This window comes from Dyadobacter sandarakinus (assembly GCF_016894445.1).
Classification (GTDB): Bacteria; Bacteroidota; Bacteroidia; order Cytophagales; family Spirosomataceae; genus Dyadobacter; species Dyadobacter sandarakinus.
Window position 1 is genome coordinate 926,341 of record NZ_CP056775.1, and the last position, 15,708, is coordinate 942,048.

Genomic DNA, 15,708 nt, shown 5'->3' on the forward strand with positions numbered 1-15,708 from the left:
ACTGTATTTGGCATAAACACGTTTACACACACTATAATGCTATTCCCTGTGCATCATAGTCTATCGGTAGCTTGACGCGAAAAAGTGTACCCCTTCCTTTCTGACTTTCAATATCGAGGTTGGCATCCAGCATTTCACACAAATGCTTTACGATCTGCAAACCTACTCCTTCACCTGGCGATGAATGCTTGGCCAGAACTTCTAGTTCCTCGGGAGACGGAATTTCGGGCAGGTTTTCGGGCGTTACTGCCACTGGCTCGGCTTCATGCGGACTTTGTACGCTGGTTTCTTCCACGGTTGGCCTGAGCTGGTCAGCAAACACCCCCGCTATATTGTCGGGCATGCCGGGCCCTGAATCCTGGATGCTGAAAATCCAGTGAAAATTTCCTTCCGCCGACCAGGAGATGGAAACAAGGGCTTTTTTCTCATCACTGGCTTCCGTGTATTTAATGGCATTCATCAGAATGTTCTGGATAATCCGCTGCAGTTTCACCAGGTCAGTCTGAACCGGGAGGGTTTCGGGGCCGTCGGCCCGGAGTACCACATGGTGCTGCTGTGCAATGCCCTGAGCGCCGGTCACCAGGTCGCGCAGTACCTGGCTCGCGTCGGCTTGTTCCAGCTGCAGGGTTTCCCGCCCGGATTCCAGGCGTGAAAGATCCATGAGATCGTTCAGCATGGATTGTACATTATCCAGGTTCCGGTTGAGCATGTCCAGGTAGTTCTTGCGGTCGTCGTCAGTCAGCGAGTCCAGCTGCAGGAGCCACGCTGCCGACGATACAATACCTACACTGCTGCGCAGGTCATGGGACGATTTTCGGAGCACATCGCCCCGGTTCTGTACCAGCGAGTTCATCCTGTCCAACGCCTGTTCGAGCGTTTGCACGCGCGCGGCCGCTTTCAGACGCTGCAGTTCATCATATTTGGTAAGGCTGCCGGTAGCCGTTTCCTGCATCAGGGATACAATCTTACCATATACGTGCAGCAGGAGGGACTTGTTTGTCTCCGGAAACAGTTCATCGAAGGTTTCAAGCTCGTGGTGGAAAACCTGTGTCAGGTGGTTCAGCTCCCGCACACTATCCATCAGTGAGAGTGCTTTTTGCCAGCGATGCAGCGCATGCCCCTCCGATACGTAAGTCAGGTCCTCGTCTTCGGGCTGGCTCAGCAAACGCTGCTCGAGAATATCCAGCACAATCGGAAGCAGGTTGTTGAACTCCTCCCGGCTCATGGTTGAAATCTTGGTCAGCGATTTGTCCTGCTCGCAGGCATTACGCCAGTTGTTCAGGATCGCTTCGCGCCTGGTAAAAAGATAGTTGGTTACTTCTTTCAGCTCAGCCGGTTCGAATTCGTGCATTTCGATGTAAGTATTTGAATTTATTTGTCCTGCCGGCATACGCTTATGAGGGCTCTTGCCTCGAAGCTGTGTGTGCCCGGTCAACCGAAAATTAGTGATTTTTATTCAAACGTATAGCGAAGAAATATTCCGGATCAGAGCCAGTAGAAGCACACCGGCCGGCGGCTATTGTTTCTTTACACATGACCTTTAAAGTATATGACATACTGATAACCAAACATTTGCGCTAGGTCATAGAATTGATTAGTTCCATGACTTAACAGCAATAATTGGCCCGGTCTTATTAGTTAATACTCTGATCATGAAGGATATCGCCTCGAATGTGCGGGTACTTTACAGGAAGTATCCCACCTGCATGGGCACTATTTTGATACATTCAGCTTTTACTTGTCGCAATCAGTCGTCTGGTACTGGCACAATGCGGCATACGGATTTTGGAAAAAACCTTTTTTGGCATGTCTTTTGTGAGTAAATACCGCCCACGCTTCTGCTCATATATGTTATCGAAGGTATCTTCCTGCCCGTAAAAGTAGCTTTCCGGAGTGTTCATTTTTGCCGGACATAAAGTAGCATGGATATGAAAAAGATGAAAACCGTTTTTCTGGTTGATGATGATGAGGACGACAGGATGCTACTATTAGAGGCACTTGGTACTGTCATCAAGCATCTCAATATTATAGAAATACCCAGTGGCAGTCACCTGATGGCACTGATGAAAACCGGAAGGTTTCAGCACGAGCCCGAACTGATCCTGCTGGATATGAACATGCCTGTTATCAACGGTCTTGAAATTGTTAAAAAGCTCAAAGACAATGAGCGCACGCGCCATATACCCGTCGTCATGATCTCGACGACATCCAGCAGGCAGCTGATCGGTGAGGCCTACCGGAGAGGCGTCAATGCATTCATGATCAAGCCTGTGATTGCTTCGGACTATGAAATAATGGCTATGGCGATCAACGTGTGCTTCCTGCATAGCTCGCAGTATGAGCTGCCCGTGAGCTCTCCCAAATACCATCAGAACAAGATGATCATGGTGGTTGAGGACAGTGACGATCACTGGGAGCTCATGAGTTTTTCGCTCACGCAGACCATGCCCGACATTCAGCTTGTGCGGATGACGGACAAAAATGCGACCATGGAGCTGCTCAATACGCAATTCGAGAATGGGCATGTGGTGCCGGAACTGATCCTGCTGGACCTGTACCTGCCGTCACGGGAGGAGGGGCTTGACCTGCTGGCCAGTATCCGCCGTTTTATAGAGGTAAATAACCTGCCCGAAGTCCCGATCATCATATTCAGCCACTCGGGTCACCAGGACGATATCAGGGCTTGTTACGGCAAGTGGGCAAACGCTTACCTGGTAAAGCCGCAGGATGCAAGTGTGTGGCCGGAGTACTTCAAAAGCCTGTCGCATTTCTGGTTGAAGACGTTCAGTTTTCCAAAAATGTGATTTTTAATGCGCATCCGGTGACTATTTTTTATTAATGCTTGACAAAAAGATAAAACGCTCCTACCTTTGCTAACATCGTTAGGAGAATTGAACGAGGCTATGGGCATTCTGGAAAGAAAAATACGGCAGAAGGAGAATATGCGGACCAACATTCTGGCAGTTGCATTGCAGCTGGTCAAGGATGAGGGCTGGCAATCTTTGTCGATCCGTAAAATTGCAGATGCCATCGAATACAGCGTTCCTGTCATTTACGACCATTTTGCCAATAAAGAAGACATTCTTTTTGAACTTTCTCTGGATGGTTTCCGGTTGTTGCAACGCACGCTGGAAAAGAATAAACGAAAGTACCCGGATCCGGTGGAACGCCTGAAAGGCTACGCAGACGTTTACTGGAACTTTGCTTTCAAAAATCCCGAGTATTATCAATTGATGTACGGACTGGGCATGCCGTGCTGCGGATCCGGAAAAATCAAGCCGGAGTTCAATGCGTTCCGCGATCATATCGGTGATGCTATTGAGGAAATTGTTGATAAAAAAGGCAGGCTTGATGCCGAGGTTTGTTTCAGGACCCACGCATTCTGGTCTGTTATTCACGGACTTGTATCGATTGTCATGATGCGATGTTCAGACATTGACGACTCTACAATGAACAAAAAGGTACTCGACGAAACGGTTGAGGCTTTTATTAAGAATCTGTAAATTTTTTTCCTTAATCGCTAACACTGTTAGCTATAATAACCGCGCTATCCGGCGCAAACTTCTGTATCTCACCACAAATTCGTCCACATCCATGGAAAAGTCTCTATTTCACTCCAGACAGGGAATTACTGTATTCCTGCTATTATCCGCACTGGCTGCCGGCATTTACAGCTGCGGCCCGAGTACTGCCAACACCACTGCAACAGGCCAGCCGCCTGCCCAGTCACTTCCCGTGCTCACGGTAACCGACCAGCAGGTAACTGCCTACCGTGAGTTCACTGCCTCGGTAGAAGGCAGCCGCGATATCGAGATCCGCCCGCAGGTGGACGGTTACCTCGATCGCATTTCAGTAGATGAAGGTGCTTACGTCAGAAAAGGCCAGGTTCTTTTCCACATTGATCCGAGACCTTACCAGGAACGACTGAACACCGCCAAAGCAACGCTGGCATCTGCCCAGGCTGCCCTGGAAAGTGCGCAGATCAACGTAGATAAGCTCACGCCGCTCGTAGCCAACAACGTAGTGTCGGACGTGCAGCTGAAAAGTGCAAAAGCTTCTTACAATGCAGCTGTTGCCAATGTTTCATCCGCCCAGGCTGCTGTGGATGCCGCCAAAATCGATATCGGCTACACCGCCATCAAAGCCCCAGCCGACGGTTATATCGGTACCATTCCTTTCAAAACAGGTAGCCTTGTTGGAAAAGGAACGATGGAAGCGCTGACCATTTTGTCCGAAACAAAGGATATTCACGTGTACTTCTCCATGAGCGAGCTGGACTTCCTGGATTTCAAAAAACAATTTGCAGGAAATACCATTGAGCAGAAAATCAGGGAAATACCGTCGGTAGAACTGGTTTTGGCAGATAACAGTGTATACCCGCAAAAAGGAAAAGTTGAGATCGTGGACGGGCAATTTGACAAAACCATGGGCGCCATCAAGCTCCGGGCAACATTCCCGAATGCAAATGGTTTGCTGCGATCGGGCAATACCGGGAGGATCAGGATACCGCGCGAGCTGGCCAAATCCGTGCTCATTCCGCAGGAAGCTACTTTCGAGGTGCAGGACAAAGTGTTCGTCTACGCTTTGCTCGACAGCAACAAAGTGGAAGGCCGCCCGGTCACCATCTCCGATCGCAGCGGACGCTATTACCTGATCTCAAACGGTTTGAAGCCAGGTGAAAAGATCGTCTACAACGGTCTGGACAGGCTCCGCGACGGCATGGCGATCAACCCGCAGAAAATGTCCATGGATAGCTTGCTAAGCGCTAACCCGATTTGATTTAAAATGTTTTACTGATTAGATCTTTGTCACCCTGAGCGGACCGGGCCGCCGGGCGGTCGAAGGGTGACAAAAGAGGTCAAGCTCAGGGTGACAAAGGTGAGGAACTCAGAGCGACAAATGTGAGGAACTCAGAGCGACAAAGCGACCGAATCAATATCAATGCCATAACAAGGCCCCGCGCAGGCGAGGCATAACACCACCAACCATGTTTCAGAAATTCATTGAAAGGCCCGTCCTTTCGACCGTGATCTCCATACTCATACTTTTGCTGGGGATCATTTCGCTGGTCACATTACCGATCACCAAGTTCCCCGACATCGCGCCGCCTACCGTGCAAGTAACCGCCGTATACCCGGGAGCGAACGCCGAAGTTGTAGCGCGGGCCGTAGCCACGCCCATTGAAGAGGCCGTAAACGGGGTGGAGAACATGACTTACATGACCTCTTCGTCCAATAATGACGGTACGATGGCGCTGAACGTCTATTTTAAGCAGGGTACTGATCCTGATATTGCAGCCGTCAACGTCCAGAACCGCGTTTCCAAGGCCGTCAGCCAGATTCCCCAAGAAGTAGTGCAGGCCGGTATTTCCACACAAAAGCAGCAGAACAGTATTATCATGTTTGTAGCGCTTTCCAGTGAGGACAGTACTTATGACGAAACATTTCTGCTCAATTACATCAAGATCAACCTGGTGCCGCAGATGCAGCGTATACCCGGGGTCGGTCAGGCGCAGCCTTTCGGTACACGCGATTATTCCATGCGTATCTGGCTCAAACCGGACCGTCTTGCCGCCTATGGATTATCACCCCAGGAAGTAACCGGGGCCATCCGCGAGCAAAGCCTGGAAGCAGCTCCGGGGCGGCTGGGTGAGGCAAGTACCGAGGTTTTTGAATACGTTTTAAAATACAAGGGAAAACTCACGCAGAACAAGGAGTACGAAGACATTATTATCAAAGCAAACAGCGACGGCTCGGTAGTTAAGCTGAAAGATGTGGCTAGGGTGGAGTTTGGTTCGTATACGTACTCGTCCAATGGTAAACTGAATGGTGACGCATCGTCCGGTGTGGCCATTTTTCAGACTGCCGGAACAAACGCAAATGACATCCTGATCCAGGCGGAAGCATTGTTGAAAGACTTCGAAAAATCACTTCCGAAAGGTGTGAAGACGACGATCATGTACAACTCGAAGGATTTTCTCGACGACTCGATCCACCAGGTTCGCTCCACGCTTTTTGAAGCCTTTATTCTTGTGTTCATTGTTGTATTTATCTTCCTGCAGGATTTTCGCTCCACGCTTATTCCGGCCATTGCGGTGCCCGTAGCGATTGTGGGAACGTTCTTCTTCATGCAGCTTTTTGGTTTTACCATCAACTTCCTCACGCTGTTTGCACTGGTACTTGCCATCGGTATTGTGGTCGATGATGCCATTGTGGTCGTGGAGGCGGTGCACTCCAAGATGGAGCGGTCGCACCTGGCAGCCAAGCCCGCGACGATTGAGAGTATGAACGAGATTTCCGGCGCGATCATTTCCATTACCCTAGTCATGGCCGCGGTATTTGTTCCCGTTGGTTTTATGCAGGGACCGGCGGGTGTATTTTACCGGCAGTTTGCATTTACGTTAGCCATCGCAATTTTGATCTCTGCATTAAATGCATTGACCCTCAGCCCGGCGCTTTGCGCATTGTTTTTGAAAAATCCCCATGCAGAGCCCAATGCCGGCAACCTGCAACTCGTCCGTGCAGGATTCTCAGCCCGCTTTTTTGCTGCATTCAATGCCGGATTTGAAAGTATGACCGGCAGGTATGTGAAAAGTCTGCAGTTTCTGATCAAACGCAAATGGGTGACCATCGTTGGTCTGGTCGTTATTTCAGGAACTACGCTCTGGCTCACGCAGAAAACCCCGACGGGCTTCATCCCGACCGAAGACCAGGGCTTTCTTTTGTATGCATTGAATACACCTCCGGGCAGCTCGCTGGATCGTACCCACAAGGCGATGGCGCAGGTTGACAGCATTGTAAAACGTTCGCCCATTGCGGAGCACCGCTACATTGTAGAGGGTATGAACATCATTTCCAACTCCAATGCATCACCCTACGGGGTAGGTTTTATTCGCATGAAGCCGCAGGCCGACCGGGGAGAAGTGCAGGAGTTCAACCAGATCGTGGCAATGATGTCGCAGCAGGTGCGCGCCGTAAATGATGCGAATGCATTTTTCTTCACCTTCCCGACGGTGGACGGCTTTGGTAACGTGAGTGGTTTTGAGTTTATGTTACAGGATCGTGGAAACGGTTCCCTGGAAAAGCTGAGCACGAGCACCAATGCATTCCTGGCAGCGTTGATGAAGAAAAAGGAAATTGCCTATGCCTTTACCACCTTCGCCACGGGCAACCCGCAGTACATGCTGGAAGTGGACAATGCCAAAGCCAAGCAGCTGAATGTGCCTGTGAACGAGCTGCTGCAAACCTTGCAGATCTATTACGGGAGCAGCTTTGTGTCGGACTTTAACCGGTTTGGTAAATACTACCGCGTGATGGCCCAGGCCGATCCGAGCTACCGTACCAACCCGACGTCGCTGAATGGTATTTATGTCAAAAATACGCAGGGCGAAATGGTGCCGGCCAACCAGCTGGTGACGCTTAAACGCGTATTTGGTCCCGAAACCGTAACACGCAACAACCTCTACAATGCGGTGATGATCAATGGTACTCCAAAGCCTGGTTACAGTACAGGCGATGCGATCCGTGCGGTGAAGGAAACGGCAGAGGATGTACTGCCGAACAACTATAAAACGGAATGGACAGGTATGACGCGGGAGGAAATCAATGCGGGCTCGCAGATCCTGCTGATATTCGTACTGAGCCTTGTATTTGTATACTTCCTCCTTGCTGCCCAGTACGAGAGCTACATATTGCCGCTGGCTGTGATCCTGACGATCCCGCTGGGTGTGTTCGGGGTGATGCTGTTCATCAATATGATGGGCATTGAAAACAACATTTACGTGCAGGTAGGTCTGATCATGCTCATCGGTCTCCTCGCCAAAAATGCGATCCTGATCATTGAATATGCAGTACAGCGCAGGAAAGCGGGCATGAGCATTATCGACTCTGCCTTGGAAGCCTCGCAGTTGCGTCTGCGTCCGATCCTGATGACATCCTTTGCCTTTATCGTCGGGCTGATCCCGCTTATGCGTGCCACCGGCGGATCTGCCCTGGGCAACCGCTCCATTGGTACCGGTGCCGTCGGCGGAATGCTTACGGGAGTGATCTTCGGGATTTTTGTGATCCCTGTACTCTACGTGATCTTCCAGTATCTGCAGGAGAAAGTTGTTAAAAAGCCCGTCGCGGAAACAGCGCCCGAGCCTGTTCACTGATCGACCTACATTTTTGAAATAATCATGAAATACAAGATAGATTTTAGAATCCTCCCGGCTGTGCTGTTCACGGTTGTGCTCACCTCGTGCAAGGTGACGAAGGACTACCAGCGCCCGGAACTCAGCCTTCCCGAAGCTTACCGGCAGGTACCCTTTGCGGACACCGCTACCATTGCGGATGTGGAATGGAAAAGGTTCTTTGCCGATACCACGCTCCAAAGACTGATCGAGCGCGGCATTGCCTACAATTACGATTTGCAGCTTGCGATCAAACGCATCGATGTTGCCCAGCAGCGCGCCAAACAGGCCCGCCTGCTGCAACTTCCGCGCATTGACCTGAACATTACGGGTCAGTACAACCGCCCGTCGAGCAACAGCTTGAACGGGATCAGTGCCAGCAGCTTTTTAGGATCAAAACACATTGAAAACTACGTAGCCGGGCTGACACTGTCATGGGAAGCCGACATCTGGGGCAAAATAAGAAACCAGCAAAAGGCTGCACTGGCCACTTACCTGCAGACACAGGAGGCTAAAAATGCAGTGCAGACGCGTCTGGTAGCCGATATTGCCAGAGGTTTTTACAACTTATTAATGCTTGATAAACAACTGGAAGTAGCCCGCAACAACCTTGCCCTGAGCGATAATACTTTGAAGCTGACAAGGCTTTTGAAAGATGCGGGTGAGGTGAACTCGCTCTCCATCCAGCAGGCAGAGGCACAGCGTGAGGCTGTGCTGCTGCTGATCCCCCAGCTTGAACAGGATATCTCAATCCAGGAAAATAACCTGCAGATCCTGACCGGACAAATGCCTGCTGCCGTGGAGCGCAAAGTGCAGCTGGCTGATTTTTCATCCGCGGACAGCCTGAGCACGGGTGTTCCCGCGGCCCTTGTTTCGCGCCGCCCCGACGTACGCGCTGCCGAACTTTCGGTACTGATTGCAAATGCCAACCTGGGTGTGGCGCAAGCCAGCATGTATCCTTCGCTGGTGATTTCCGCCGGTGCAGGCGTCGAGTCTTTCCAGTCTTCAAACTGGTTCAACATTCCGGGATCGCTGTTTGGTATTGCCGCAGGAACGATTGCACGGCCGATTTTTGCAAGGGGCCAGCTGAAGACCAACCTGGCAGTAGCCAAAATCGAGCGGGAACAATCGGTACTTGAGTTCAGGCAGTCGGTGCTGAATGCGGTGGGAGAGGTTTCCAATGCATTGGTACAAACCCAGAAACTCAAAGAGCAGGAAGTGATTGCAGATCGCCAGGCAGGGATACTCAAACAGGCGATTGTGAATGCACAGATGCTGTACCAAAGCGACATGGCCAACTACCTGGAAGTCATTACGGCCCAGGGCAATGCATTGCAGGCCGAGCTCAACCTCGCCTACATCCGCAGCCAGTCGCTTACGGCACGGGTAGACCTGTACCGCAGTCTGGGAGGCGGTTGGAAATAGCTTGCCACGACGCGTAAGGTACTTACTTACAGGTAAGTGCCGCCAAGGAACCAGGCGGTAACCAGAGAGGTTTGCAGGACAAACAGGTAGCATAAATGATGGCACCACAACAATCAAACCGCTTTTTGCTTGTGATTACACTGCTGCTGGCAACGCTCGCAGCAAGTGCACAGGTAAGTGTGGATCCGGGTAGTCCCGCAAGATCGGGAGCCGGGGCTTACCCGGTTCCTGCCCGCATTCCCAATATGCTTTTTTATCTTCAGAGATCGCTCGACCAGAATTCGGTGATCTATGAAGCTAACTTTTCGGAAGACAAATCCCGCGGGCGCAGACTGGACACAGAAAATCCCGTAAACATTTACTGGCTGCTGAATGACGTGAACCACAGCACCAAAGCACTTTCCAATGTACAGAAGCTAGGCTATGGGATCAGGACCGAGGAATATGAGGATGACCTGATACAGCTTCATCTTGTAGCCTATAAAAAGATGCCTATCCGGCTGAAATACGCTCCACAGGAAAACCGCTACCAGGCATATATTTCAGTGGATGGAAAAGATGTAGTCCTTCAAAAAGTGTTTATCCATATTGATGGCGGCACAAAGCTGAACCCCCATGTAGCCTTCATCGAGCTCAGCGGTACGACCGTCCAGACGGGCAGCCGGATTGTGCATCGGTTCAGGCCGTAGGGAAGCATTCCTGATTATAAAATTCAAACACCAGGGTCTGGTATGATCACCCTGCCGGCTTCGTTGCCGGCAGGGTGATTTTGTTTTTAAGCAGCGCCGGATGACTGCATTGCTGGTGTTTAAGCAGTACAATTCAGGCAGCCCGACAGAAAAATTTACATCTTTTTCAAAATTTTTTTCAGCAAATGATCAGGGAGGTAAAAACCCCCTAAAATTAGCGGGAAATGCAGTTTTGGAGATGTACAAACATTTTAGTACAACTATATACGATTTGTATTTTCATGTATATACGCCGGTGAAAAGAAACTTGTAATGCAGGAGATCATGACAGGAATTTGACTACTAATACTACTTTTGTTAGAAGTGGTATGTCAAACTATTTTATCTTAATCCTTTCACATTTCGCGTTTGCTTATGAAATTAATTTACAGCACCATCATTTTCCTGCTCACGCTCTGCCAGGTTGCAAAGGCACAGGAGGAGGTTCCACCGGTAATCTTTGTCCGCCAGGGTGCCACCGGCGACGGCTCATCCTGGGATAATGCTACAGGAACAATTCCGACGGGGGGTCTTGTCGAGGGAACGCAGATTTACATTGGTACGGGTACCTACACGGTCAACAATGAAACGGATCTTTCCCAGGGAAACATTACAATACAGGGAGGGTTTCCAAACTTCCTGACTGGTACTGATATCTCAAGTAACAGTCCGGGAAAGTATCCTACCCACATTGTAATGGAGAATGGTACGGCCAGCCGGTTTTACACAGTGGAGTACAATCAGCAGGATGATTCCACTGACGTAACAAACATTGTCGGACTGGATTTAACGGGTGCGGTAGACAAGCAGCGATTTGGGCAGGGTGGGATTTTCTATCATGCATTCGCTTATGGCAAATACAACTTTACAAATATATCGGTACACGATATGCAATTTGATGAAGCCGCCATATACCTGCGCTATACATCCGCCCATGTAACTGTTGACAGATGTAATTTTTACAATAATCAAGGCAATTATAGCTCAGGTGGAATTTACGTATGGGGAAGAAGCGACGACAACGTGACGCCTACCCGGCTAAGAGTCCAGAATTCAACGTTTTCAAGCAATACCGGTGTGCAGGGTGGAGGAGCGATAGCCCTTTATAGAACCTCCACAAATCCAAATGATGTTGTCATTGAGAATAACGAGTTTTGCGGGAATTACAGCGATATCTTTGGAGGGGCAGTTTCTGTCAATGAGGGGAGTGCGACCATCCGGGGATGTTCTTTTACCAACAATTCTGCCCAGTACCATGCCGGGGCATTGGCAATATGGGTTGGCCAGGTTGAACTGGATGCCTGCCAGTTTTACTATAACCATGCACCCGGCCTCGGCGGCGCAATCTGGTATGAGCAAGGAGAGAATTACGACACTACCAGAATCAGAAATTCTGTTTTTTATAAAAACAGAGCAGGTGGCGGGGGAGCTATAAATATTAACTACAAGGGGAAGGCAGCAATATCCGGCAGCAGCTTCATCAGCAATTTTCTTACACAAGAGGAAAGGCAGTCGGGTGGAGCCGTATACATTTCAGCTGCAACTGGCGTAACCATAGATCAGAGTTTGTTTTTCAGTAATAAAATTAACAATAAGTCAAATGCACTCGGCAGTGATTTAGGTGTTCGTTATGGTGGAAACGTTCAAGTGACCGGGAGTAAGATGCAGCTAACAAGTGCCAACGCATACCAGGCAGAGCCTGGGAGTTCCACAATTCCGTTTGTTTTTGAAGGATCAGAGAATACATTCAACAATACCTCCGATAATGGAGACTTCGTTTTGCCGGAATTGGGTGCATGTCTCATCCAAGGTTATAAGCTGAGAGGTACAGTTGTAAGGGATGGTAATGGAAACACCGATTATACACTAGCAGGACCCTCAGATGATTTGCCTGATGGACTTACAGTAAGTGTTTTGAGCGACACAGCAGTGATTGCGACATTACCCGTGGAAAAAGGTGTATTTGCATTCGAGAATGTTTTCCCGGACAGCTACACCATTCGGTTGAATTTTCCTGATGCAACAAGCAGTGATTATCTGAAATACGGTCCAAGCGGAGAGGCCCTCCTAGACTGGAACCGGTGGGGCGATGGTACCCCTGATGGAATGCTGGACGCAGTCGTTGATATTACCGGCTACGAAAATATTATTTTCGCGATTAATGAGCAGCCAGTGGCGGATGATATAAACAATTCGATTACAGTGCCAGCAGCTGGCGATTCTTTGATAATTGATGGTTTAGAGGGGAATCTGCCCCTTTTCAGTGGACGTGATCCGGACACAGGAGAAATCACCTTTGGAATGCGTTTCAGGATTACAAAGTTACCTCAGAACGGTGAACTTAAAGTTGCCGGCAAAGTGCCGCATCCTGACTCAGTATACGCCATTGCACCAGGTGCAATTACACTTAAATTAACTGGATCCGGATACCAGACAGTCAGTTTCGACTATGTTCTGTTAGATATGATGGGGCTTGCAAGTGAGCCTGCTACTTATACGATAACCTTCGACCGTCCGCTGCCTGTTAAGCTGCAATCCTTTACCGCCCGGGCCGAGGGCAGCCAGGCTAATCTTACCTGGGTTACGGTATCCGAAGTACAGGCCGACCGCTTCATTGTTCAGCGCAGCCTGGACGGAAAAGCATGGTCAGAAATCGGAACGGTGAAGGCAGCAGGTGATAGCAAAACAACGCAGTCCTACCATTTTACAGATCAGACACCCCTGGCCGACAGCGATAACCTGTACAGGCTCAAAATGGTGGATGCGGACGGTTCTTTCGGTTTCAGCCGCATTGCCAATGTTGAATTCGGACAGGCTGTTTCGCTCAGCATTTATCCCAATCCTGCCAGCGACCGCCTGACGATCACCTACGCAGGATGGAATCAGGTAAGTGGCGTGAAGGTTTTTGATATCAATGGAAAAGTCGTTTACCAGTCAGGTAACAAAGTAAGCAATGCCATTGATCTTTCTGCCTTTATCCCCGGTATGTATGTGATCCGTCTTGAAAAAAATGACGGTACCGCAATGTTCCGGAAGGTTGTTGTGAACAAATAGGTTTTCTGAGAAGATGAAAAGAGAAAGGAGGCCCTGAGCCTCCTTTCTCTTTTTGTTAGCTATGGCAGCGCATAGGCTACATACTTGTCGCCTGACCGGGCTTTGAGCTTTCCGCCTCCGCAGGCAATAACCACATACTGCCGACCATGGACAGTGTACGTGCTGGGGGATGCAAAACCCGCAGCAGGCAGCCTCACTTTCCAGATCACCTTTCCCGTCTTCGTATCAAATGCCCTGAACATTTCATCCTTGCTCGCAGCAATAAAAAGAAGCCCACTGCCGGTCACCAGCGGTCCGCCGTAATTGTCGGTGCCCGTAGGCGGTATCCCGCGGGCCGTCAGCTCGCTGTATTCTCCCAGTGGCACCTGCCACAGGTGATCGCCGCTGTTCAGATCAATGGCTGTGAGCGTGCCCCAGGGCGGCGCACTCACGGGATAACCCTTACTATCGTACCAGCGGTTGTAGCCCGTATGCTGGTAGGGGATTTCGGTACTGGCGACTGTTGCGCCGGCCTTTGCGGTGGTTGCGGGCTGGTCGTCTTTCCCCATAACAAATGCTGTGATGGCCAGCAGCTCTTTTTCTGGTAAATGATTAAAGGAGGGCATCATTCCCCGTCCGTTTTGCAAAACCCCGCGGATCTGTTTTTCGGTTAGACGTTTTTCAATGCCAAGCAGGGCAGGATAGGAGCCATCATGACTGCCGCGCTGGTCCTGTCCATGGCATGCCGCACACGTATTCTGGTAAAGCTGCGCGCCGGTATTCATATACTTCCGGTCTTTTTGCGGCCGGAGTACCAGCGAAGAGTAGCAGGGGTTTTGCTTGGCCGGAATGTACATAATACCCGACCGGTCCACTGCCGAGCCGCCCCATTGTGCGCCCCCGTCAGTTCCCGGAAAGAAGATCGTCATCTCACCCGTCAGTGGCATATAGGGACTGCCGGTGCGCGCTTTCCGGAGCACTGCGGCAATGGAATCCCTGTTGGAAGCCCAAGGATTGATGTCAGCTTCGGTAAAGGTCTGTTTTGTAAAAGGTGCCGGTTTCAGCGGGATGGGCTGTGTAGGGCTCAGCGATTCACCCGCAATCCCATCAGTAGGAAATGGTTTTTCTTCAATGGGGAAAAGTGGTTTTCCTGTAACCCGGTCAAAAACAAAAACATGTCCCTGCTTGGTAGTCTGGGCCACGGCGTCGATCTTTTTACCTTTCATGGTGACGGTAAGCAGGTTGGGCGGCGCAGGCGGGTCGCGGTCCCATACGTCGTGGTGTACCAGCTGGAAGTGCCACAAAAGCTTGCCCGTACCGGCGTTCAGTGCAAGCAGACAGTTGGCATACAGGTTATCACCTTTCCTGTTGCCTCCGTAAAAATCATACGCAGCAGAGCCCGTCGGCGCGTACAGGATGCCCCGGTCCCGGTCGATGGCCATGCCTGCCCATGCATTGGCTCCTCCCATGCGCTCCCGCGGGTGGCCGGGTGACCAGGTCTCGTACCCCGGTTCGCCGGGTTCGGGAATGGTGTGGAAGGTCCATGCCGGCTTCCCGCTGCGCACATCAAATGCCCTGATATCCCCAAGCAGGGCAGTTTCGCCCTCATTCAGGCGCGCGCCCACAATCACGAGATCTTTGTAGATCGTAGCCGGTGTATTGGGCTGGATGTAGTTGTCGCCACCCGGTCGCCTGATCCCGGTTGTGAGGTCAATGCGTCCCTCGTCGCCGAAGCTCCGGATCATTTTTCCTGTATTCGCTTCCAGCGCATAGAGCCACTTGCCCGCACCGAAAAAAATCCTTTTTTCCTGTCCATCCGTCCAGTAGCTTACACCTCGGCTGAGGGTTCCTGCATTGTCGGCGACGTTTGTTTTCCATATTTCCCGACCTGTCTCAGCATCCAGTGCAAAGGCTTGTACCCCGGCCGAAACGCCGTACAGGATACCATTCACGATGACGGGGTTGCATTGGATCTGTGACCGGTTGCCCGTGGTGTCCGCTCCGCCTGAATTGTACGTCCAGGCAACTTTCAGGCTGCTGACGTTTTCGGGTTTGATCTGGGTGAGGCCGGAGTAGTGTGAGCGTGCCCCATCGCCATTGTACTCCCGCCAATCCGCATCATTTGCCTTGTGAAACGCTGCGGCCGCCGCTAGGCATGCCATCAGGATCAGGACTCGTCTTTGATACAACATCATGTTCAAATAAGCTTTTGGGCCGGCACCGCACAGAAAATATAATCCATGTGCATGGCCGGACATGCTGATGCTGGTAAAACGAGGCAGGTCGGCATTTCTCCTCACCGGAACCCCCCGATGGATGTGTACAGTCGATTTGTTTTGGGAGACTTTATGT

Annotated in this window: 9 protein-coding genes; 7 read left to right on the forward strand and 2 right to left on the reverse strand. The window is 50.6% G+C overall.

The annotated features are described in order from the left end of the window. Nucleotides 1-31: 31 nt before the first annotated feature. On the reverse strand, nucleotides 32-1,351 hold the full coding sequence (locus HWI92_RS03710) for a sensor histidine kinase (protein ID WP_204660841.1): 1,320 nt from the start codon (nucleotides 1,349-1,351) through the stop codon (nucleotides 32-34). A 577-nt stretch (nucleotides 1,352-1,928) separates the two neighbouring features. Between HWI92_RS03710 and HWI92_RS03715 the strand changes: the two genes are divergently transcribed. The 7 genes from HWI92_RS03715 (at nucleotide 1,929) to HWI92_RS03745 (ending at nucleotide 13,377) form a co-directional block, all read left to right on the forward strand. Continuing rightward, nucleotides 1,929-2,804 carry a response regulator gene (locus HWI92_RS03715; RefSeq protein ID WP_204660842.1) on the forward strand — a complete coding sequence of 292 codons (876 nt, stop codon included), beginning with the start codon at nucleotides 1,929-1,931 and terminating at the stop codon, nucleotides 2,802-2,804. A gap of 66 nt (nucleotides 2,805-2,870) precedes the next feature. Next, complete coding sequence (locus HWI92_RS03720) at nucleotides 2,871-3,503, forward strand: TetR/AcrR family transcriptional regulator (RefSeq protein ID WP_229248828.1); 633 nt, start codon at nucleotides 2,871-2,873, stop codon at nucleotides 3,501-3,503. Nucleotides 3,504-3,594: 91 nt separating this feature from the next. After that, nucleotides 3,595-4,779 (forward strand): efflux RND transporter periplasmic adaptor subunit, encoded by a 1,185-nt coding sequence (locus tag HWI92_RS03725; RefSeq protein ID WP_204660843.1) that lies wholly within the window; start codon nucleotides 3,595-3,597, stop codon nucleotides 4,777-4,779. Nucleotides 4,780-4,987: 208 nt separating this feature from the next. Beyond that, nucleotides 4,988-8,152, forward strand: coding sequence for an efflux RND transporter permease subunit (locus tag HWI92_RS03730; protein WP_204660844.1), 3,165 nt, complete (start codon nucleotides 4,988-4,990; stop codon nucleotides 8,150-8,152). Between the two features lie 24 nt (nucleotides 8,153-8,176). Continuing rightward, on the forward strand, nucleotides 8,177-9,595 hold the full coding sequence (locus tag HWI92_RS03735; RefSeq protein ID WP_204660845.1) for an efflux transporter outer membrane subunit: 1,419 nt from the start codon (nucleotides 8,177-8,179) through the stop codon (nucleotides 9,593-9,595). 95 nt (nucleotides 9,596-9,690) lie between these two features. Next, on the forward strand, nucleotides 9,691-10,284 hold the full coding sequence (locus HWI92_RS03740; protein ID WP_204660846.1) for a DUF4833 domain-containing protein: 594 nt from the start codon (nucleotides 9,691-9,693) through the stop codon (nucleotides 10,282-10,284). A 414-nt stretch (nucleotides 10,285-10,698) separates the two neighbouring features. Next, nucleotides 10,699-13,377 (forward strand): T9SS type A sorting domain-containing protein, encoded by a 2,679-nt coding sequence (locus HWI92_RS03745; RefSeq protein ID WP_204660847.1) that lies wholly within the window; start codon nucleotides 10,699-10,701, stop codon nucleotides 13,375-13,377. A gap of 59 nt (nucleotides 13,378-13,436) precedes the next feature. Here HWI92_RS03745 and HWI92_RS03750 read toward each other — a convergent pair whose 3' ends face one another. Then, the gene (locus HWI92_RS03750; RefSeq protein ID WP_204664227.1) at nucleotides 13,437-15,548 is read right to left on the reverse strand and encodes an outer membrane protein assembly factor BamB family protein; all 2,112 of its coding nucleotides are present in this window, start codon (nucleotides 15,546-15,548) and stop codon (nucleotides 13,437-13,439) included. Nucleotides 15,549-15,708 lie beyond the last annotated feature (160 nt).

Coding starts and splice junctions, on each gene's coding strand:
- HWI92_RS03710 (WP_204660841.1), bottom strand. CDS start 1,351: ATGCACGAATTCGAACCGGCTGAGCTGAAAGAAGTAACCAACTATCTT.
- HWI92_RS03715 (WP_204660842.1), top strand. CDS start 1,929: ATGAAAAAGATGAAAACCGTTTTTCTGGTTGATGATGATGAGGACGAC.
- HWI92_RS03725 (WP_204660843.1), top strand. CDS start 3,595: ATGGAAAAGTCTCTATTTCACTCCAGACAGGGAATTACTGTATTCCTG.
- HWI92_RS03730 (WP_204660844.1), top strand. CDS start 4,988: ATGTTTCAGAAATTCATTGAAAGGCCCGTCCTTTCGACCGTGATCTCC.
- HWI92_RS03735 (WP_204660845.1), top strand. CDS start 8,177: ATGAAATACAAGATAGATTTTAGAATCCTCCCGGCTGTGCTGTTCACG.
- HWI92_RS03740 (WP_204660846.1), top strand. CDS start 9,691: ATGATGGCACCACAACAATCAAACCGCTTTTTGCTTGTGATTACACTG.
- HWI92_RS03745 (WP_204660847.1), top strand. CDS start 10,699: ATGAAATTAATTTACAGCACCATCATTTTCCTGCTCACGCTCTGCCAG.
- HWI92_RS03750 (WP_204664227.1), bottom strand. CDS start 15,548: ATGTTGTATCAAAGACGAGTCCTGATCCTGATGGCATGCCTAGCGGCG.